Genomic DNA, 18765 nt, shown 5'->3' with positions numbered 1-18765 from the left:
TGAGCCGAGGCGACGTCGTCAGCAGTCAACAGGGGACCAGGGGTCAACATGAAGTATCGCTTTCTCGCGCCGTGCATCGCCGTCCTGGCGCTCGCCGCCTGTGCGCAAAATCCGTCCGCCGGCAACCTGGTGCGTATCTGCGACGACCGCGGCTGCGCGGACCGTCCGAAGGATCAGGTGTCGTTCGACGCCTCGGCGAACGCGTCCGAGCGCGTCGATCCGCGCATCGCGGCGCTGAAGGCGAGCGCCGAGACCGAGCCGCGCGCGGCCTACGACCTCGGCCTGCGCTACTTCCGCGGCGACGGCGTCCGGCAGGACAGCTATCAGGCGCTCGTCTGGATGCGCAAGGCCGCCGAGGGCGGCAACCTCGCCGCCCAGAAAGCGCTCGGCAGCTACTACCTGTTCGGCCTCGAAGAGATGGGCCCGGACCCGCGCGAAGCCGAGAAATGGCTGTCGATCGCGGTGAGCCGCGGCGACAAGGACTCGCAGAAGCTGCTCGAACAGGCCCGCGCGGCCAAGCAATCCGACGAACAGGAATACAAGTGGCTCACGCGCTGGCGTGACGTCTATTACGGCTACTGGAATGCGGGCTACCCGTACCAGGGCGTCTGGCGCGAGACGTCCTGGTACTGGTATTGACCGGATCCGGAAGCTGCCGGGCCGCAGCGGGGAGACCGACTCGTCGCGTGCCTTGCCGGGGGCTTAGCAACGTGCATCACGCACTAGGCCGAACTTCGACTCAACTGTGATCCATAACGACATGAAGACCACTCATTCCAGCCGTTTCACCCTCCAATGCGCGGTCGCGGCCACGCTGGCCGCATCGCTCGCCGCGTGCGGCGGCATGGTGACGCCGGGCGGCGAAAATGCCGGCGTGACGGGCGCGGCCGCGGGCGGCACCAGCGCCGGCGCCGATTCGACGCTGCAGCGCTGCACCACGCCGCTCGGCACGATCGCGGTCGACGACGGCCGCAACGCCGACTGGTGGGGCCAGTTCGGCAGCGCCACCAAGGTGACGAGCATCGATCCGCTGCTGCGCCTCGCGGTGCAGCAGTCCAACTGCTTCGTGATCACCTCGATCGGCAACCAGAAGAGCGATGCGCGCCTGGCCCGCATCACCGACCTGCAGCGCAATACCGGCGAGTATCGCGCGGGCTCGAAACAGCAGAAGGGACAGCGCGTCGCGGCCGATTACTACATGGAACCGCAGATCGTGATCAACGATTCGCCGGTCGGCGGCATCGGCAGCATGATCGGCGGGCTGATCGGCAGCAGCGCGGTCGCGCGGGTCGCGGGCAGCCTGCAGACGAAGTCGTCGGTCGTCACGCTGACGCTGTTCGACGTGCGCTCGGCGGTGCAGATCGCCGCCGCCGAAGGCAGCTCGACCTCGACCAACTTCGGCGCGGCGCTGTCGGGCTTCGGCGGCAACGTGGGCGGCGGCCTGAGCGGTTTCACGTCGACGCCGGAAGGCAAGGCCACGGTGGTCGCGTTCATCGACGCGTACAACAAGATGGTCGTTTCGCTGCGCAGCTACAAGGCCCAGGACGTCAAGGGCGGCCTCGGCCGCGGCGGCCAGTTGAAGGTCAACTGACCAGCCGGCGCAGGGGGCCGGCCCGGTCCCCTGCCCCTGCGCGCCGCGCAAGGACGGCGGGCCAGGCCACGGGTCGGTCAGCCGTGGCCCTTGTACAACTCGAATTCGTGGCCGTCCGGCGCGGCGAGCACGATGCTGTTCATCGCCGGATCATCGAGACCGTCGACCACCACCGACGCGCCGAGCGCCCGCGCCTTCGCGGCGAACGCGGCCAGCGCGGCCGCCTCGAATTCGAACACCGGCACGCACGCGCTGCCCGTCAGGGTTTCCCCAAAATCGTTCAGCAGCAGGCCGAGGCGCACCTCGCCGATCGCGAATTCCGTCCAGTGCGCCGAACGGCGTCCGGGCGGCCGCGCCAGCAGGCTCTCCCAGAACGCGACCGACTGTTCCATGTCGGTCACCTTGAAATAGACGCTCCTGACGCGCATCGCAGACTCCCGGATGAGGACGAACGCCGCGGAATGGCGGCGAATCGCGTCGCGCACTATACACCCGCCCGAGTACGCCCGCAGCGGCTCCAACAGCCAGTCGGCCGCCCGGAAAACGCGTCTCGGCAGAACGAATCCACGCGATGATCGCGTGCGTTCAGGTCGGCGCGCCATTGCCGCGACACCTCGGCCCCACTTATCCTCCTACGTTCAGCGACTGCGCCGCGACACGCGGCGGCCCGCCTTTCCCAGATCTAACGGAGACCCGCTTTCATGACCGCATCCACCGATTCCCTCGACCGCGCACCGGGCGAGCGCAGCCAGGCGCGCCGGGCCGCGCTCGGCAGTTTCGTCGGCGCCGTGGTCGACTGGTACGACTTCCTGCTGTACGGCATCGTCGCCGCGCTGGTGTTCAACACCGCGTTCTTTCCGGCGATCAGCCCGACCATGGGCACCCTCGCCGCGTTCGCCACCTTCGGCGTCGGCTTCCTGTTCCGGCCGCTGGGCGGCGTCGTGTTCGGGCATTACGGCGACCGGCTCGGCCGCAAGCGCATGCTGGTGCTGACCGTGATGCTGATGGGCCTGTCCACGGTCGCGATCGGCCTGCTGCCGACCTTCGCGTCGATCGGCTGGTGGGCGCCCGTGCTGCTCGTGCTGCTGCGCGCGGCGCAGGGCTTCGCGGTCGGCGGCGAATGGGGCGGCGCGGCGCTGATGGCGGTCGAAAGCGCACCGCGCCGGCACAAGGCGTTCTACAGCAGCGGCGTGCAGGTCGGATACGGCGTCGGACTCGTGCTGGCGACGGGCGTCGTCTCGCTGTCGAGCCACCTGCTCGGCGACGACGCGTTCCGCGCCTGGGGTTGGCGCCTGCCGTTCGTGTTCAGCATCGCGCTCGTGCTGGTCGGCCTGTGGGTGCGCGCGAGCATGACGGAATCGCACGAGTTCGTCGAACGGGTCGAGCAAGGCGGACGCCGCCTGAAGCTGCCGGTGCTCGAAGCACTCGCGCGCCATCCGAAGGCCTTCCTGTTCATCATCGCGCTGCGCCTCGCGGAACTGTTCACGATGTATATCGTCACCACGTTCGCGCTCAGCTACTCGACCCGCAACCTGGGCATGTCGCGCGACCTGTTCCTGAACATCGGCCTGCTCGTCGGCGCGCTCAGCTGCGTGACGATCCCCTGCTTCGCCCGGCTCGCCGATCGCTACGGGCTGCGCCGCATCTACCTGATCGGCGCGCTGCTCGGCTGCGTCTGCGCGGTGCCGTTCTTCATCGCGCTGGAGGCGCGCGCCACCGCCTGGATCGTGGTTTTCTCGGTGCTGCTCGCCAATCTCGCGCACGACATGGTGGTCAGCGTCCAGCAGCCGCTCTTCACCGATCTGTTCGGTGCGGAATACCGCTATAGCGGCGCGGGCGTCGGCTATCAGGTCGCGAGCGTGGTGGGCGGCGGCTTCACGCCGTTCATCGCGGTCGCGCTCGTGAACGTCGCGGACGGCGCGTGGTATCTCGTCGCGGGCTATCTCGCGCTCGGCTGCCTGATCTCCGCCGGGGTCGCCGCGCGGATGCGGTCGGTCTGAGCGCCTGAGCGGGCGCGCCGGCGCTCGATCCTGGCGGCGGAACCCGTCGATTCCGAAATCGCCCGCTCGATCCCCATCCCATCCCGCACGCCGAGCCGGCTGGCAGCGGCGGACTTCGCCCGCACACGCCGTGCATGCCAGAATGGCGCGATCGCTTTCTTTCCAGGCAGCACGCGTGGATCTTCCGCTCGACCTTCATGGCCGTCACGACCTGACGGGCCAACTTTACCGACAACTGCGCGCGGCGATCGTCGACGGCCGCCTCCCCGCCGACGCGCGCCTGCCCTCGACCCGCGATCTCGCGCGCCGGCTCGGCGTCTCGCGCAAGACCACGCTCGACGTGTTCGAACGCCTTGCCGCCGAAGGCTATCTGCACACGCGCGCGGGCGACGGCACGTTCGTCGCCGACGGCCTCGCGCGCGTCCCGGCCGAACCGGCTGCGCGCACCGCGCCGGCCGCCGCACCGATCGTCGAGCCGGCGGCGCCGTGGGATGCGCTGCCGGCCGACCTCGCGATGCCGCCGCCCGCGCAGCCGCTGCCGTACGATTTCCGCGGCGGCGTGACCGACAAGACCTTGTTCCCGTTCGACACCTGGCGTCGCTGCATCCACCACGCGCTGCGGGAACAGGCGCGCAGTCGCGGCGACTATCGCGATCCGGCCGGCGAGGCGTCGCTGCGGCTCGCGATCGCGCGCTACGTGGCCGCGAGCCGTGCGGTGGTCTGCGACGAACAGGACGTGATCGTCACGCAGGGCGCGCAGCAGGCGCTGGATCTGCTCGCGCGCGTGCTCGTGCGGCCCGGCGACGTGGTGGCCGTCGAGGAGCCCGGCTATCCGCCCGCGCGCGCGGCATTCGCGGCGCTGGGCGCGCGCGTCGAGGGGATTCCCGTCGATGCGCACGGCCTGATCGTCGAGCGTCTGCCGGCGCACGCGCGCTTCGTCTACGTGACGCCTTCGCACCAGTTCCCGCTCGGCATGCCGATGAGCCTGGAGCGCCGCATCGCGCTGCTCGAATGGGCGCAGCGCCATCGCGCGATCGTGGTCGAGGACGACTACGACTGCGAATTCCGCTTCGACGGCCGGCCCATGGAACCGCTCAAGAGCCTCGACCGGGCGGGGCTCGTCGCCTACGTCGGCACCTTCTCGAAGACGATCTTCCCCGAGCTGAGGATCGGCTACATGGTGCCGCCGCGGCCGCTGAATCTCGCGCTGCGCAAGGCCAAGCAGATCAACGACTGGCACACCTGCACGCTGACCCAGGTCGCGCTCGCGCGCTTCATGCTCGACGGCGGCTTCGCCCGCCACCTGCGACGCCTGCACAAGCACTACGACGCGCGCCGGCGGCTGCTTGTCGCGCACCTGAGCAACGGGCTCGGACGCTGGTTCTCGCCGATCGTGCCGGCGGCCGGCATCCACCTCACCGCGCTGCTGCGCGACGGGCTCGACGAAGCCGCGGTGATCGCCGTCGCGCGCGAGGCCTCGATCGGCCTGTACGGCATCTCGGCATTCCACGCGGAACGGACGGTCGCGCCGGGGCTGCTGTTCGGTTATGGCGGCATCGCGACGGCGGACATCGACATCGCGCTGACCCGGCTCGCCAAGCTGCTCTCCCGGCGCGCGTAAAGCGGGCCAGTCGCAAGCTGGTTACCTGAAAATCGAGAAAATTGGATATTTCAACAAGCCAGTGACGTGCTTAATCTGACGTTCATCGCGCTTTCGCGCACTGACTTCGAGGAACTCCATGGAACCCCGTCTCGACTACCAGCGAGCCAATCCCCTGGCCATCAAGGCGCTGCTCGCGCTCGAGGCGCGCATCGGCAAGAGCACGCTCGAGCACGCGCTGATCGAACTGGTGCGGCTGCGCGCATCGCAGATCAACGGCTGCGCGTTCTGCGTCGACCTCCATACCCGCGACGCCCGCCAGGCCGGCGAAACCGACCGGCGCCTCGCGACCGTCGGGGTATGGCGCGAGACGCCGTTCTTCACGGATCGCGAACGCGCGGCGCTCGCGTGGACGGAAGCCGTCACCCTGGTCTCGCACGACCATGTGCCCGACGCCGTGTGGGACCAGGTGCGGCCGCATTTCAACGACGAGGAACTGGTCGACCTGACCCTGCTGGTCTCGGCCATCAACAGCTGGAACCGCGTCGCGATCGCGTTCCGCAAGCTGCCGGCCTGAGGGGGATGCGATGAATTCGATGCAACGTTACGCGAGCGGCGTCGCGGCCGCCCTGGTCCTGCTCGCGGGCAGCGCGGCGGCCGACGCGCACGGCGACGATCCGGGCGCGACGGTGCGCCCGGTGATGCGGCAGCCGCTGCCGGAAGCGCCGGGCAAAGAGGCGCTGGTCGCGACGGTATCGTACGCGCCGGGCCAGGCATCCGCGCCGCACCGGCATCCCGGCTCCATCTTCGCCTGCGTGACGCGCGGCCATGTCGTGTCTCAGCTCGCGGGCGGCCCCGAGAAAACCTACGGCCCCGGTGAAGGCTGGTACGAACCGCCCGGCGCGCAGCACATCGTGTCGCGCAACGCCAGCGACAGCGAGCCGGCGGAGATGGTGGTATTCGCGCTCGCGGGCGCGCACGACGTCCTGACGACGCCGCTGCCGCGCTGAACGCGCCGCTCGGGCGATGCGGTATCGTATGCATCGGCCGGCCCTGCTCCGGCCGCCTCGCGCGCGGCGCGCGCGGGGGCCGCACCTTGCGCAGTCCCGAGCATTCCATGACCGATTCCGCCGATATCCGCTTCCTGCTTGCGATCCGCGATCGCGGCAGCCTTGCCGCCGCCGCCCGTGAACTGGGCCTGTCGCCCTCCGCCGTCACGCAGCGGCTGCAACAGCTTGAAAAGACCCTCGGCGCCCGCCTCGTCGACCGCACCGCGCGCCGCCTGCGCTTCACCGACGAAGGCGCGCTGCTGTGCGAACGCGGCGCGACCCTCGTGCAGCAGTTCGACACGCTGCTCGACGAAGTGCGCGGCCGCCGCGGCCGGCTCGTCGGCACGCTGAAGATCAACGCGCCGCTCGGCTTCGGGCGGCGCTATGTCGCGCCCGCCGTCGCCGCGTTCCAGGCCGAGCATCCGCGTGTCGAGATCGCGCTCACGCTGTCCGACGAACCCCTCGCGGAGCATGCGGACCGCTACGACCTCGTGGTGCACATCGGCGGGCTGCGCGCCTCGAATCTCGTCGGCTACGCGATCGCGCCGAATACGCGCATCGTCTGCGCGTCGCCCGCGTTCGTGACGCGCCACGGCGAACCCGCGAGCCCGGACGATCTCGCCCGGCTGCCGTGCATCGTGCTGCGCGAGAACAACGAGGATGCGTCGCTCTGGCATTTCCGCAAGGGCCGGACGACCCGCAGCGTGCGCGTGACGGGCGCGCTCAGTTGCAACGACGGCGACGTGGTGCGCCAATGGGCGCGCGAAGGACGCGGCGCGATCCTGCGCTCCGAGTGGGACGTGGCGGACGCGCTCGCCCAGCACGCGCTCGTGCGCCTGCTGCCGGCCTGGAAGACGCCGGACGCCGACGTGATCGCGCTGACCCACCATCGCACCGGCATGCCGGCCCGGGTACGGCAATTCCTGCGCCTGCTGCAGGCGCGCTTCAAGCCGCGCCCGCCGTGGCGCGAATGAGCGCCGAGCGGCCCGGCGGCATTCAGTTGCGCTTAATCTGACAGTTAATCCAACTGAATCCGGAACCGGCGGGCCGCTCCTATAATCGAGCGCATCGTCACCGCCGCCTGTTCCCGCCGATGCCTACGCCCCTCGATGCCCCCGCCTATCCGAAGGCAATCCTGTTCGACCTGCTGACCGCGCTGCTCGATTCCTGGTCGCTGTGGCAGTCCGCCGCCGGTTCGCCCGAAGCCGGCCTGCGCTGGCGCGCCGAATACCTGCGGCTCACCTATGGCTGCGGCGCGTACGTCGACTACCTGCGGCTGGTCGAGCAGGCGGCCGCGCGCACCGGCCTGCCGGCGTCCGCGCCGCGCGCGCTGGATCGGCAATGGACCACGCTGCAACCGTGGAGCGGCGCGCTCGACGCTTTGCGCGCGCTCGCGCCGCATTGCAAGCTCGCGATCGTCACCAACTGCTCGAACCCGCTTGGACAGCTCGCCGCCGCCCGCCTGCCGGTACGCTGGGATGCGATCGTCACGGCCGAGGACGTCGGCGCGTACAAGCCCGATCCGCGCCCCTATCAGCGCGCGCTCGACGCACTGGGCGTCGCGGCGGCGGACGCCGCGTTCGTCGCGGGCTCCAGCTATGACCTGTTCGGCACGGCGGCTGTCGGCTTGCGCACCTATTGGCACAATCGCGCCGGCCTCGCCAGGGTCGAGGGCACGGCCCCGCCCGAGCTGACCTCCCCGACCCTCGATGCGCTCGCGCCCTGGGCGCGCCGCTTCGGTACGTCCCAACCCGTTTCCGCCCGCTCGTGCTCATGACCACCGACACGCTCTCCAGCCTCGCCACGCTCGATACACCCGCCGCCGTGCTGGACCTTGCACGCGTCGAGCGCAATGTGCAGCGGATGCAGGCGCGCATGGACGCGCTGGGCGTCGCGTTCCGCCCGCACGTGAAAACCGCCAAGTGCCTCGAAGTCGCCCAGCTGCAACGCGCGGCGGGCGCGCGCGGCATCACCGTATCGACGCTGAAGGAGGCGGAAAGCTTTTTCGCGGCGGGCTTCGACGACATCTTGTACGCGGTCGGCATCGCACCCGCCAAGCTCGACCGCGCGCTCGCGCTGCGGCGGCGCGGGTGCGCGCTCAAGCTGCTGGTCGACAGCGTCGACGCGGCGCGCGCGGTTGCCGCGCATGGCCGCGCGCACGGCGAAACCCATGAAGTCTGGATCGAGATCGATACCGACGGCCATCGTGCGGGAATCGCTCCGGACGACGCCGCGCTGCCGGCGATCGGCCGCCTGTTCGCCGACGGCGGCGCTCGCATCGGCGGCGTGCTCGCGCACGCAGGCTCCAGCTACGCATGCGACACCCCCGCCGCGCTCGCGGCGCTGGCGGAACAGGAGCGGGCCCGCTGCGTGCTCGCGGCCGAACGCTTGCGCGCGCAAGGGATCCCCTGCGAAGCGGTCAGCGTCGGCTCGACGCCGACCGCCTTGTCGGCCGCCTCGCTCGCCGGCGTGACCGAGGTGCGCGCCGGCGTCTATGCGTTTTTCGATCTGGTGATGCACAACGTCGGCGTATGCGCGCTGGACGACCTCGCGCTCAGCGTCGTCACGACCGTGATCGGCCACCGGCCCGACCAGGGCTGGGCGATCGTCGATGCGGGCTGGATGGCGCTGAGCCGCGATCGCGGCACCGCGCGCCAGCGCCGCGATTATGGCTACGGCCTGCCGTGCACGCTCGACGGCGCGCCGCTCGAAGGCTTCACGATCAGCGGCGCGAATCAGGAACACGGCATCCTGTCGCGCACGCACGGCGAACCGTGCCCGGACATCGTCACCCGCTTCCCGCTCGGTGCGCGACTGCGTATCCTGCCGAACCATGCATGCGCCACCGGTGCGCAATTTCCCTTCTATCATGCGCTGGCCGCCGACGGCAGCGCTGCGCTTTGGAGCCGCTTTCATGGCTGGTAACCCGATGCCCCCCGCCGCCCCCGTGCATCCGCCGGTCGACGGCGTCGCGCCGCCCGGCGGCCACTACAGCCACGTGACCTGCGCACAGGGCTTGGCCTTCATCTCGGGGCAACTGCCGATCACCGAGACAGGCGAGAAACTCGTCGATGCCTCGTTCGACGATCAGACGCGGCAAGTTCTGAACAACCTCGAATGCGCGCTGCGCGCGGTGGCGTGCGATGCCTCGCGGCTGGTTCAGGTACGCGTGTATCTGGCCGACATCGCCGACTGGCCGCGCTTCAACGTGTTGTACGCAGCCTGGGCCGGCGACGCGCGCCCCGCGCGCGCGATCGTGCCGACCGGCGCATTGCACTACGGATTCAGGATCGAGATCGAGGCGACCGCCGCGCTGCCCGCGTGACGGCCCGCGTGCGTCATGCGCGGCGCATCGCCAGAGCGCGCCACAGCTTCGACAGCAGGTGCTGCAGGTCGGCGCTGTCCTGCTCGTCGAAAACGCCGGTGCAATCGGCGCATGCGCGCCAGAAGGTCGGCATCGCGCTGTCGAGCAGCGCGCGGCCGCGGTCCGTCATGACCAGTTCGAGGCTGCGCCGATCGCCCACGCAGGTTTCGCGCGCGAGCAGGCCGCGCGCTTCCAGCCAGTCGAGCAGGCCGGTGGCCGACGAACGCGTCACGCCGAACGTCTCGGCGATCATCGACGGCGTGATCGTGCCGAGCTTGACCAGCCCCCGCTCCGCGAGCGAGAACAGCATCAGCACGTGCAGCTTGCTTTCGGTGATGTCGTGCGCCTGCAGCGAGGCGTTCACACGGCTCGCCACTTCATCCGCGAGCCACAGCAACAGCATGCCCGCCGCGGCCGGCGCGCGCGGCGTGTCCGGTCCGGCGGTGGCGGACAGCAGAGCCAGGTGGGACGCCAGCGCTTCGTCGGCGCATACGGGTTCGACGGCTTCGGTTTTGCGGATCATGGATGCAATCAGCCAGGACGGAAGCGCGCACTATACGGTAAACCATTCGTAAGATGATCTCCGGCTCAGGCTAGCGTTCGTCCGCGTCATATCTCCCGGGCGCTCTTCAACACCGCGCGCAGCAGTACGTTCGCGCCGGCCTCCGCCCAGTCCGGCGTGATCGCTTCCGCCTCGTTGTGGCTCAACCCGTCGATGCACGGCACGAAGATCATGCCGGTCGGCGCGACCCGCGCGACATAGCAGGCATCGTGGCCCGCGCCCGACACGATGTCCGCGTGCGACAGGCCCAGCGCCTCGGCCGCCTCGCGCACCGCCTCGATGCAGCCGGGCGCGAACGGCACCGGCGCGTAGTCGAAGATCTGCGTGAATTCCGCCTGCAAGCCCGTGCGCGCGGCGATCTGCTCGAGCGCGTCGCGCAGCGCCGCGTCCATCTCCGCGAGCGTGCCCGCATCTGGATGGCGGCATTCGATCGTGAAGAAGCACGCGCCGGGCACCGTATTGCGCGAATTCGGCCGCGCCTCGATCATCCCCACCGTCGCCCGCCCGTGCGGCGCATGGCGATGGCCGAGCGTGTCGACGAAATCGATCATCCGCGCCGCGCCCACCAGCGCATCGCGACGAAAGTCCATCGGCGTCGTTCCCGCATGGGCGTCGACGCCCGTCAGGCGCGCCTCGTACCAACGCTGGCCCTGCCCGCCCGTCACCACGCCGATCGTATGTCCCGCGCGCTCCAGGATCGCGCCCTGCTCGATATGCAGTTCGTAGGCCGCGTGCACCGGGAACCCGCCCACCGGCTCGCGGCCCGCGTAGCCGATCCGCGCGAGCGCGTCGCCGAGCGTCACGCCGGACGGATCGGTGCGCGAGAGCCCGTAGTCGAGCGGATAGACGCCGGCGAACACGCCCGATGCCACCATCGCCGGCGCGAAGCGCGAACCCTCCTCGTTGGTCCAGATCACGACGTCGATCGGCCGCTCGGTTTCGCGTTGAGCGCGCGCACGACCTCCAGGCCGCCCAGCACGCCGTAGATGCCGTCGTAACGGCCGCCCGTCGGCTGCGTATCCGCGTGCGAGCCGGTCAGCACCGGCGCAGCGTCGGGCCGGCGTCCCGCGCGGCGCGCGAACACATTGCCGATCCGGTCGACCCGGATCTGGCAGCCGGCCTCGCTCGCCCATTCGACGAACAGGTCGCGCGACGCACGATCGAGGTCGGTCAGCGCCAGCCGGCACACGCCGCCCTTCGGTGTCGCGCCGATCCGCGCCATCCGTTCGAGCGACGCCCACAGCCGCGCGCCGTCGACGCGCGGGATGTATTCACGATCACGCGGCATCGCCGGCCTCCGGCGCGGCATCGCGCAAGCGGTAGCGGAAATCGCAGCGCGCGCCGCCCTGCATGATCGTACTGGTGCGGGCCAGCTCGACGCCCGGCGCGTAGCCTTCGATGAACAGGCTGTCGCGCGCGCAACTGAGCAGATGGCCGATCTCGCCCAGGCCCATCTCGCGATACATCTCCGCATAGCGGCAGCGATGCACGTCGTAGTCGTAATGCGCGTCGTCGGTGCGATGCACCTCGACATGGAGCGCATCGTCCTTCTCCCACAGCACCTGCAACGCCACGAACGACGCGATGCTCGCGCCGTTCGGCTCGCGCGCCGCGAAGTCGCGCCCCGCCTCCACCGCCGCGCCGCGCACGGCTTCCGCGATCACCGCCTGCGCGCGCTCGATGCCGAACTCGCGCTTCATGATCTCGTAGATCGGCTTGATGATCTCGGCCTCGATGCGCCGCCGCGCAAGGATGCCGAGCCGGTTGTCGGCCTGTGCGGCCGGGATGGAATCCGTCATCGGAGGTCTCCAGTGATGTTCATTTCGCGGCGGCAGGCGTGCCGCCGAGCACGTCGACCACCGTCCATTTGCCGCCGCGCACCTGGTAGATCGTGAATGCGGGGTTCTTCAGGTTGCCCTGCGCGTCGAAGGCTATCGTGCCCGTCACGCCCGGACGGTTGAGCGTATGCAGCGTGGCGACGAGCTTCGCCGGGTCGGTGGCGTTCGCCTGCCGGGTCGCGGCGATCAGCGTCGCGGCGGCGTCGTAGGCGAACGGCGCGTGCAGCTCGATCGGCGCGCGGTAGCGGGCGCGATACTGCGCCTCGAACGCCGCGCCGCCCGGCATGCGCGCGACCGGCAGGCCCGGCTCGAGCGCGGTCACGCCCTCGCCGTCCGGGCCCGCGAGCGACAGGAATGTCTGGCTCACGAAGCCGCCCGCGCCGAGCAGCGTGGCGTTCAGGTTCAGCTGGCGCATGCGCCGCGCGATCTGCGCCGCCTGCACATCGAGGCCGCCGAAGAACACCAGGTCCGCCTGCTTGGCCTTGATCGCGGTCAGCACGCCGCTGAAGTCGGTGGTCTTGTCGTTCACGTACTGGCGATCGACGATCTTGCCGCCGTTCGACTCCACGCCCTTGATGAACTGCGTCGCGAGACCCGAGCCGAACGAGGTGCGGTCGTCGAGCACCGCAATGCGCTTCGCGTGCAGGGCGTTGAGCGCGTACGCGCCGGTGTAGACGCCGCTGGCGTCGTCGTGGCCCATGATCCGGAACGCGGTCGGGAAGCCCTGCTGAGTGTATTGATGGCCCGTCGACGCCGGCGCGATCTGCGGGATGCCCGCGTCTCGATAGACGCGCGAGGCCGGCACGCTGCAGCCCGTATTCCAGTGACCGACGACACCGATCACGCGCTGCTCGACCAGTTGCTGCGCGACCGTGACCGCGGTGCGGGGATCGGATTGGTCGTCGGCCGGGACCAGCTTGTAGATCACCGGCTGGCCGCCGATGGTCGGCTGGGTGCGGTTCGCCTCATCGATCGCGAGCTGCGCGCCGTTTTGCAGATCCTTGCCGATGCGCGCCGACGGGCCGGTCAGCGGCGCGGCCAGCCCGATCAGCACGGTGCGGGGCCCGGTTGCGGGCCGGGCGTGGGAGACGGATGCGGTGAACAGCGCGGATAGCGAGAGCACGACGCCGGGTAGGTGAAGGATGGGTTTCATGTGAGGAATCGGGGGCCATGAGGGTGACGCGCATCGCGCAAGACATGAAAAATATTAAATATTCATCGCACTGGACGGCAAATACCCAATAATTGAATGCTTATGTCGATTTCACATCAAGCGCATATATCTTTGAATTTATTTGATATTTTTACATACGCACGCGAATTCATTTTTCGATAAAATTTAACTCATGAAAAATATCGAAAGATTGATCAACGATCCGCCACTGCGGGCGGTACGCGCCTTCGAGGCGTTCGCGCGCCTCGGCTCGGTGACGGCCGCCGCCGCCGAGCTGGCGATCACGCCGTCGGCGGTGAGCCACCAGCTACAGTTGCTTGATAGCTTCATCCAGACGCCGCTGACCGTCCGCGACGGCCGCATGCTCGCGCTCACCGACGAAGGTCGCGACTACTACCGGTCGATCAGCGCGGCGTTCTCGATGCTGCGCAGCGCGACGGGCGTCGTGCGCGATCGCGCGACCTTGCGGCAGATCACCGTGAGCCTGATTCCACTGTTCGGCATCGGCTGGTTCATCCCGCGCCTTCATGCGTTTCTGGCGGACAACACCGATGTCGACGTCACCGTGCTGTATGCGAATCACCGCAACTACCTGAGCGACGCATCGGATCTGTCGATCCGTTTCGGGATCGGCGACTGGTCGGGGTATCGGTGCGAGCGGCTGTTGCCGGGCGCCGTGGTGCCCGTGTGCAGCGCCGCGTTCCTGCGCCGTCATGGACCGTTTCGCAAGCCTGCGGATCTCGCGGCCGTGCCGCTCGTGCACGACGAGGATCGCGGCGCGTGGGTGAACTGGCTGCGCGGCGCGGGCGTGAAACATGTGTCGAACGTGGTCGGGCCGATGTTCGAGGATGGTCAGCTCACGTTGAGCGCCGCCCGTGCCGGGTTGGGCGCGGCGTTGTTGCGGGCGCCGTTGATCGAGCGGGAACTGGCGAGCGGCGAACTGGTGCGGTTGTTCGATCAGGCGCTCGACGACGGGCGCAATTACTACCTGTGCAGCAGGACCGACACCGAACTGCCGGATGGAGCGCGGAGGCTGGCGGAATGGCTCAGGGGGACCGTGGGGCGCGGGGTGGGATGAGGAGGCCGGGCGGGCGTTGGCGTGATGTCTTTTGCCTCGGCCCGTCCCGCTGATGCCAACGCGGGCCCATACGGCGGCCGCGCGGTGGGGTTGTGGTCGAGCCTTATGTTGCGCTGGCGTCGTTCAGTTGCTTGATGTCGTCCTGGCCGAGCGGCAAGCGCAGCGCTTCGCCAAGCGCCTTCAGTTGCGCCAGCGATGTCGCGCTCGCGATCGGCGCGGTCACGCTCGGGCGCGCGATCTGCCAGGCGAGCGCGACCGAGGTCGGCGTCGTGTCGTGCTTCTCGGCCACGCTGTCGAGCGCCGCCAGGATCCGCAGGCCGCGCTCGTTCAGGTATTTCTCCACGCGTGAGCCGCGCGCGCGGTTTTGCAGGTCGGCGCTGGTGCGGTACTTGCCGGACAGGAAGCCGCTCGCCAGCGCGAAGTACGTGACGACGCCGAGCTTCAGGTCGGCTACGACGGGCTCCAGGTCGCGTTCGTATTCGGCGCGGTTGTAGAGGTTGTACTCGGGCTGGATCACCTGATAGGCAGGCAGGCCGTGGCGGCGGCTCACGTCGGCCGACTCGCGCAGACGCTCGACGCTGAAATTCGACGCGCCGATGATGCGGACCTTCCCCGCCTCGATCAGCGTCTGGTAGGCGGACAGGGTTTCCTCGATCGGTGCGCCGTCGGGAAAATCGCGGTGCGAGAAATAGAGATCGATGTAGTCGGTCTGCAGGCGGCGCAGGGAATCGTCGGCCGCTTGCAGGATGTTGGCGCGCGTCAGGCTCGCGCGCGAGCCGAGCATGCCGACCTTCGTCGCGATCACCACCTGCTCGCGCTTGCCCGTGCGCTTGAGCCACTTGCCGATGATCGCCTCCGATTCACCGCCCTGATTGCCGGGAACCCAGGAGGAATAGACGTCTGCTGTATCGATGAAATTGATGCCATGGTCGGCGAGCGCGTCGAGCAGCGAAAACGACGTGTTCTCGTCGGCGGTCCAGCCAAAAACGTTGCCGCCGAAAACCAGCGGCGAAACCTGGATCGTCGAGGGGCCTAGGGAACGCAATGCCATGCTTTCTCTCCGGTTGGGGTGAGGTTGGGGATGGGCGTGGAACGAGAAGCGAGGTGTGGCAGAGGCGACGGAGGAATCGTAACGCGATCCGCCTGGGTTTTCCGGCGCAGTTCTTGCGTCGAGGGGCGACTCGTTTTGCTGCGACTCGATACAGGGCGGCATGACGTGCTCGATGTACGGACTTGGCCCCGTCCGCAAACTAATCGAGCGTGGCGAGGCATACTTCGCGACGCTGCCTGCGATCAAATCGGCAGCATGGCGGCCTCGGACATGCGACTTAAAAATATCGAAAACCTGTCCGAACGAGCGAGGCCGCCTTTGAGTCGGCGATTAGAAGCTATGCTGCATGCCAACGTTGACTTGAACCTGGTTACCGCCCGATGCCGTGTTACCAAAATCGGCAGCCGAAGCCTGAGCGCCCTGAGCATGGACATAGGCACCCATGGCGTAAACTGCGGTGCGCTTCGACAGCGCGTACGTGGTACCCAGCGACACCTGGTTGATCGAAGCCATTGTGCGGCCTTCGGCAGCTTGCTTGGGCGTGGCAGCGGAACCGTAGACATACGTGTACCCGGTGGCCAGCGACAACGCCGGGGTGACCTGGTACTGCAGGAGGGCGCCCAACACGTTGAAGTGGATCGACGGCTGGCCATCGTTGCCATGGTACTGAGCGTTCGAGTAGCGCACGCCGGCCGTGTACGGCCCCACCTGGTATTGAGCGGCGATTTGGGCGATGCCCGCGCTCTTGAACGCATTGCCGCCGGTGTAACCCGAACTCGGATAGCCCAGCGTAGCGCCGAACATCGGTTGTGCTGTCGCGTTCGACCACCCGTTCCCCCCCTGGTTGGCGGCATGGAAGTAGCCGCCCGCGACCGTCAGGCCACCTTGAGCGTAGTTCGCCGCCGCCGACCACGATTGACCCGAGCCCATCGCGCCGGCAACACCGCCGAACGAGTACGCGCCTTCGGCCCGGAAGCCGTTGAAGAGCGGCGAAATGTACTTCACGGCGCTATTTTGGTTCGTCGTGTTGTCGTTGTTGTCCACGTCGCCCGGGGTCGAGAAGGTCGACGCCGAAATGGCGTCGCCCGTCAGGCCCTGGACCATTTCCGTCACGGCGTCGAGCTGGCGCCCCAGACGCAGCGTACCGTATCGATCGGAAGCGAGGCCTACGTAGGCCTGGCGGTTGAACAACGAACGCGTGGAACCAATGGGGCCCTGGCCGCCGATGCCACCTGTGCCAATGTTGAAGCCATTTTCGATCTTGAATACCGCCTTGAGGCCGCCGCCGAGGTCTTCCTCACCCTTGAGGCCCCACTTGTTCGAACCTGCGGCGCCGCCATCCAGCCCGAACCGCTTGTCGCCGTTGATGTTCGAGGTGTAGCCGATACCCGCATCGAGCATGCCATACAGGGTGATCGATGACTGCGCCATTGCCGCCGAAGATGCGGCGAAAACGGCAACAGCGATAACGCTGACGTTGATTTTTTTGTATTTCATCTGTATTTCACAGTCAGGAGTGGTTTTGGGATTGATTGAAACGGGGTACGTTGTATTCGAATGCAGATGATGGGCACGGCCTGCGCGGTGTCTCAGCCGCAACGGTCGGTGTCATATTCGAAAATCCGGCATATCAAATTGAATTAATTTCGTTATCCTTGTAAATATATGCAGGGAGACACCATACCCCTCGATCTGTCTGGCGCCCACCCGATTAGATTGACCGCGGCGTCCCTGCCTGGACGAAAACCGCCTCCTTGCTTCCGTTGTCGCTCCAGCTGTACGGCACCACGGATCGCGGATGTGCCGAATCGCCGGCATTCAGCGCCGGCACCTCGCCTTCCTGTTCCAGCGAAACGTCACCATCCCCTGCGCTGCGTGTTGATTTCGCGGCGCGTCTTGTCCGCGATCGTGCGCTATAGCGCTCGATTCGAACTGACGGCCTCCCGCCCTGTTCGTGATCCAGGCGAACCGATGTGCCGAATCCTCGAGGCCGAAAAACCCGAGTGGATCGCCCATCACCGGCGACAAAAAGCGGGCCGGAAATACCGATCGCCATGGCAGGCTGATTGGCTCGCTTCAGTCCCTGGCGACGTGCGCAAACCTATTCGCTTTGCAGGTGTAAAAACCATATCAGGAACATAAATTGTCGTCAAAATTAGTTTGGTATAAGTTAATCTAGTTTGATGGTCTTGCGTGAGGCGAGAGTCACACCGCGATCGCTTCCGTCACGATGATTTCACCGCCTCAGGTCAAAGGCACGATGGAATTCAGACCGTAAACGAAGCGCGGGCCGTGAGTGCTACCAACACTCACGACCCGCTGACCACCACCAACTCGCCACGGAGTTGATCATGGCTAAGGCCAATCATAAAGCACGTCCGGCAGCACACGAATCGCGCACCGCACTCAGCTTGACCCTTCGGTCATCGGCCGATCAGCTAACCCACATCGATCAGCCTCGCATGCCTTGGATGGAAGTGGTCGACGCTCACCTCGGCATCCTCGGTTTCAAATCCGGTGAACGCGTTTGCCTCTCCATCAATCACGTCACTCGCCAGATCTCTATCTCGCCCGACTTCGGGTGACTCCACGATCGGAAACGAATCATCAACACCACTTGAATGATGGACCTGTCACTGCTCATGTCCTCATGACGCGCTCTTTATTGCAAAGAGCGCTCCAAATTCTCCAACAGCACTTGCGCTAACTGCGTCGTGTCTCCAGGCAGCCCCGGACTAGACAGTACCTTTTTGACTGCCATTCGAAGCAGCATAAAAATTTCCGTGCCCGTAGAGCCTGCCACCATCGCATCAAGTACCTCCTCTGCAAGCGAGTGAGCGCTATCGCGCTCAAGCAACTTAGCCAGCTTCTTAGCTTCAGAATAGTGATCGTATGAACTCATTTCATTACCGTGTGCAGAAACTCTTTAACCTCACGCCGTGCGGCGGAGTAACCACCTCGATCCCGCCGCCTAGATTGTCGCCAACAGCAGGGGCAGCTCTAGTTACAAATGGAGTATCGGCGTGAAGAACACCTGTTTCTATAAAGTTGGCATTCTCGATATTTTCCTGAGGAATGCCGTAGCGCTGCGCGTAACCAGGGCTACTTGGATGCTCCAGTGACCAAAACTGAGCCTCTGCGGCTTGGCTCTTACCCATCGTCCCAGTTCTATACAACGTGGCGCCGCCTTGCACACGTTTAATTGCGTCTCGAGCACTCTGAGATTCACCTTGAAGAGCTGGACCATACGGCGTTTCCACGCTTCCAACAGGATTACCAATACACGGGCATTTGCATTTCGACAGGCCCAGTTGATCAACCCATTGCACTGGGTTCGGCGCGTACTGGTATCCATTCAGTCCACCACGCAACCCGATCGGGTCTTTCGAGATGTAACGCCCAACGGTGGGATCGTAATACCGATGCCGGTTATAAACCACCCCCGCCTCATCAACCTG

At 67.1% G+C, this 18765-nt stretch carries 20 protein-coding genes and 1 pseudogene; 12 read left to right on the top strand and 9 right to left on the bottom strand.

Annotation, left to right across the window (positions count from 1 at the left end):
• The first annotated feature begins 48 nt into the window (after window positions 1-48).
• Both AC1RQF_RS30295 and AC1RQF_RS30290 read left to right on the top strand, forming a co-directional pair.
• A complete protein-coding gene (locus AC1RQF_RS30295) occupies window positions 49-639 on the top strand; it encodes a tetratricopeptide repeat protein (protein ID WP_273996037.1) in 591 nt (196 codons plus the stop codon).
• 121 nt (window positions 640-760) lie between these two features.
• On the top strand, window positions 761-1591 hold the full coding sequence (locus AC1RQF_RS30290; RefSeq protein WP_492873755.1) for a hypothetical protein: 831 nt from the start codon (window positions 761-763) through the stop codon (window positions 1589-1591).
• A gap of 77 nt (window positions 1592-1668) precedes the next feature.
• Here the strand turns inward: AC1RQF_RS30290 and AC1RQF_RS30285 are convergent, their stop codons facing one another.
• Window positions 1669-2019, bottom strand: coding sequence for a VOC family protein (locus AC1RQF_RS30285; RefSeq protein ID WP_273996039.1), 351 nt, complete (start codon window positions 2017-2019; stop codon window positions 1669-1671).
• Window positions 2020-2292: 273 nt separating this feature from the next.
• On the opposite strand from AC1RQF_RS30285, the gene shiA reads away from it, so the two are divergent.
• From shiA to AC1RQF_RS30245, 8 genes are all read left to right on the top strand, one after another.
• Complete coding sequence (gene shiA, locus AC1RQF_RS30280; protein WP_492873753.1) at window positions 2293-3591, top strand: shikimate transporter; 1299 nt, start codon at window positions 2293-2295, stop codon at window positions 3589-3591.
• 175 nt (window positions 3592-3766) lie between these two features.
• Window positions 3767-5212 (top strand): MocR-like pyridoxine biosynthesis transcription factor PdxR, encoded by a 1446-nt coding sequence (gene pdxR, locus AC1RQF_RS30275; RefSeq protein WP_492873751.1) that lies wholly within the window; start codon window positions 3767-3769, stop codon window positions 5210-5212.
• Window positions 5213-5330: 118 nt separating this feature from the next.
• Window positions 5331-5768: a carboxymuconolactone decarboxylase family protein gene (locus AC1RQF_RS30270; protein ID WP_492873749.1), complete on the top strand. Its 438-nt coding sequence runs from the start codon at window positions 5331-5333 to the stop codon at window positions 5766-5768.
• Window positions 5769-5778: 10 nt separating this feature from the next.
• Window positions 5779-6201, top strand: coding sequence for a cupin domain-containing protein (locus tag AC1RQF_RS30265; protein ID WP_443111432.1), 423 nt, complete (start codon window positions 5779-5781; stop codon window positions 6199-6201).
• A gap of 107 nt (window positions 6202-6308) precedes the next feature.
• Entirely contained in the window at window positions 6309-7214 is a 906-nt protein-coding gene (locus tag AC1RQF_RS30260) for a LysR family transcriptional regulator (RefSeq protein ID WP_492873747.1), read from the top strand.
• A gap of 119 nt (window positions 7215-7333) precedes the next feature.
• Window positions 7334-8017 carry an HAD-IA family hydrolase gene (locus AC1RQF_RS30255; protein WP_492873745.1) on the top strand — a complete coding sequence of 228 codons (684 nt, stop codon included), beginning with the start codon at window positions 7334-7336 and terminating at the stop codon, window positions 8015-8017.
• On the top strand, window positions 8014-9165 hold the full coding sequence (locus AC1RQF_RS30250) for a DSD1 family PLP-dependent enzyme (protein WP_273996044.1): 1152 nt from the start codon (window positions 8014-8016) through the stop codon (window positions 9163-9165). Before AC1RQF_RS30255 ends, AC1RQF_RS30250 begins: the two co-directional genes overlap by 4 nt.
• Window positions 9155-9565 carry a RidA family protein gene (locus AC1RQF_RS30245; RefSeq protein WP_492873744.1) on the top strand — a complete coding sequence of 137 codons (411 nt, stop codon included), beginning with the start codon at window positions 9155-9157 and terminating at the stop codon, window positions 9563-9565. The genes AC1RQF_RS30250 and AC1RQF_RS30245 overlap by 11 nt, the downstream gene beginning before the upstream one ends.
• A 13-nt stretch (window positions 9566-9578) precedes the next feature.
• On the opposite strand, the gene AC1RQF_RS30240 is transcribed toward AC1RQF_RS30245, so the two are convergent.
• From AC1RQF_RS30240 to AC1RQF_RS30225, 4 genes and pseudogenes are all read right to left on the bottom strand, one after another.
• On the bottom strand, window positions 9579-10127 hold the full coding sequence (locus AC1RQF_RS30240) for a MarR family winged helix-turn-helix transcriptional regulator (protein ID WP_273996046.1): 549 nt from the start codon (window positions 10125-10127) through the stop codon (window positions 9579-9581).
• Between the two features lie 86 nt (window positions 10128-10213).
• Window positions 10214-11454: pseudogene (locus AC1RQF_RS30235) on the bottom strand (Zn-dependent hydrolase).
• Complete coding sequence (locus tag AC1RQF_RS30230; protein WP_273996048.1) at window positions 11444-11965, bottom strand: L-2-amino-thiazoline-4-carboxylic acid hydrolase; 522 nt, start codon at window positions 11963-11965, stop codon at window positions 11444-11446. Before AC1RQF_RS30230 ends, AC1RQF_RS30235 begins: the two are co-directional and overlap by 11 nt.
• Window positions 11966-11984: 19 nt before the next feature.
• Window positions 11985-13157: a branched-chain amino acid ABC transporter substrate-binding protein gene (locus AC1RQF_RS30225; protein ID WP_492873742.1), complete on the bottom strand. Its 1173-nt coding sequence runs from the start codon at window positions 13155-13157 to the stop codon at window positions 11985-11987.
• Between the two features lie 193 nt (window positions 13158-13350).
• Here AC1RQF_RS30225 and AC1RQF_RS30220 point away from each other — a divergent pair, with 193 nt between their 5' ends.
• A complete protein-coding gene (locus AC1RQF_RS30220) occupies window positions 13351-14256 on the top strand; it encodes a LysR substrate-binding domain-containing protein (RefSeq protein WP_273996051.1) in 906 nt (301 codons plus the stop codon).
• Between the two features lie 103 nt (window positions 14257-14359).
• Here AC1RQF_RS30220 and AC1RQF_RS30215 read toward each other — a convergent pair whose 3' ends face one another.
• Both AC1RQF_RS30215 and AC1RQF_RS30210 read right to left on the bottom strand, forming a co-directional pair.
• Window positions 14360-15307 (bottom strand): aldo/keto reductase, encoded by a 948-nt coding sequence (locus AC1RQF_RS30215; protein ID WP_492873740.1) that lies wholly within the window; start codon window positions 15305-15307, stop codon window positions 14360-14362.
• A 330-nt stretch (window positions 15308-15637) separates the two neighbouring features.
• Window positions 15638-16804: a porin gene (locus AC1RQF_RS30210; RefSeq protein ID WP_492873738.1), complete on the bottom strand. Its 1167-nt coding sequence runs from the start codon at window positions 16802-16804 to the stop codon at window positions 15638-15640.
• An 854-nt stretch (window positions 16805-17658) separates the two neighbouring features.
• Between AC1RQF_RS30210 and AC1RQF_RS30205 the strand changes: the two genes are divergently transcribed.
• A complete protein-coding gene (locus AC1RQF_RS30205; protein WP_492873736.1) occupies window positions 17659-17892 on the top strand; it encodes a hypothetical protein in 234 nt (77 codons plus the stop codon).
• Between the two features lie 77 nt (window positions 17893-17969).
• Here AC1RQF_RS30205 and AC1RQF_RS30200 read toward each other — a convergent pair whose 3' ends face one another.
• On the bottom strand, window positions 17970-18209 hold the full coding sequence (locus tag AC1RQF_RS30200) for a hypothetical protein (protein WP_492873734.1): 240 nt from the start codon (window positions 18207-18209) through the stop codon (window positions 17970-17972).
• Between the two features lie 4 nt (window positions 18210-18213).
• Window positions 18214-18765, bottom strand: a 552-nt coding sequence (locus AC1RQF_RS30195; protein WP_492873732.1) for an RHS repeat-associated core domain-containing protein, incomplete at its 5' end; no start/stop codon positions are given.

It is taken from the genome of Burkholderia sp. GW821-FHT14F03 (genome assembly GCF_058803765.1).
This window is presented reverse-complemented; position numbering and strand designations above follow the sequence as displayed.

Coding starts and splice junctions, on each gene's coding strand:
- AC1RQF_RS30255 (WP_492873745.1), top strand. CDS start 7,334: ATGCCTACGCCCCTCGATGCCCCCGCCTATCCGAAGGCAATCCTGTTC.
- AC1RQF_RS30245 (WP_492873744.1), top strand. CDS start 9,155: ATGGCTGGTAACCCGATGCCCCCCGCCGCCCCCGTGCATCCGCCGGTC.
- AC1RQF_RS30215 (WP_492873740.1), bottom strand. CDS start 15,307: ATGGCATTGCGTTCCCTAGGCCCCTCGACGATCCAGGTTTCGCCGCTG.
- AC1RQF_RS30205 (WP_492873736.1), top strand. CDS start 17,659: ATGGCTAAGGCCAATCATAAAGCACGTCCGGCAGCACACGAATCGCGC.
- shiA (WP_492873753.1), top strand. CDS start 2,293: ATGACCGCATCCACCGATTCCCTCGACCGCGCACCGGGCGAGCGCAGC.
- AC1RQF_RS30240 (WP_273996046.1), bottom strand. CDS start 10,127: ATGATCCGCAAAACCGAAGCCGTCGAACCCGTATGCGCCGACGAAGCG.
- AC1RQF_RS30225 (WP_492873742.1), bottom strand. CDS start 13,157: ATGAAACCCATCCTTCACCTACCCGGCGTCGTGCTCTCGCTATCCGCG.
- AC1RQF_RS30230 (WP_273996048.1), bottom strand. CDS start 11,965: ATGACGGATTCCATCCCGGCCGCACAGGCCGACAACCGGCTCGGCATC.
- AC1RQF_RS30250 (WP_273996044.1), top strand. CDS start 8,014: ATGACCACCGACACGCTCTCCAGCCTCGCCACGCTCGATACACCCGCC.
- AC1RQF_RS30220 (WP_273996051.1), top strand. CDS start 13,351: ATGAAAAATATCGAAAGATTGATCAACGATCCGCCACTGCGGGCGGTA.
- AC1RQF_RS30200 (WP_492873734.1), bottom strand. CDS start 18,209: ATGAGTTCATACGATCACTATTCTGAAGCTAAGAAGCTGGCTAAGTTG.
- AC1RQF_RS30285 (WP_273996039.1), bottom strand. CDS start 2,019: ATGCGCGTCAGGAGCGTCTATTTCAAGGTGACCGACATGGAACAGTCG.
- AC1RQF_RS30290 (WP_492873755.1), top strand. CDS start 761: ATGAAGACCACTCATTCCAGCCGTTTCACCCTCCAATGCGCGGTCGCG.
- AC1RQF_RS30210 (WP_492873738.1), bottom strand. CDS start 16,804: ATGAAATACAAAAAAATCAACGTCAGCGTTATCGCTGTTGCCGTTTTC.
- AC1RQF_RS30265 (WP_443111432.1), top strand. CDS start 5,779: ATGAATTCGATGCAACGTTACGCGAGCGGCGTCGCGGCCGCCCTGGTC.
- AC1RQF_RS30260 (WP_492873747.1), top strand. CDS start 6,309: ATGACCGATTCCGCCGATATCCGCTTCCTGCTTGCGATCCGCGATCGC.
- AC1RQF_RS30295 (WP_273996037.1), top strand. CDS start 49: ATGAAGTATCGCTTTCTCGCGCCGTGCATCGCCGTCCTGGCGCTCGCC.
- AC1RQF_RS30270 (WP_492873749.1), top strand. CDS start 5,331: ATGGAACCCCGTCTCGACTACCAGCGAGCCAATCCCCTGGCCATCAAG.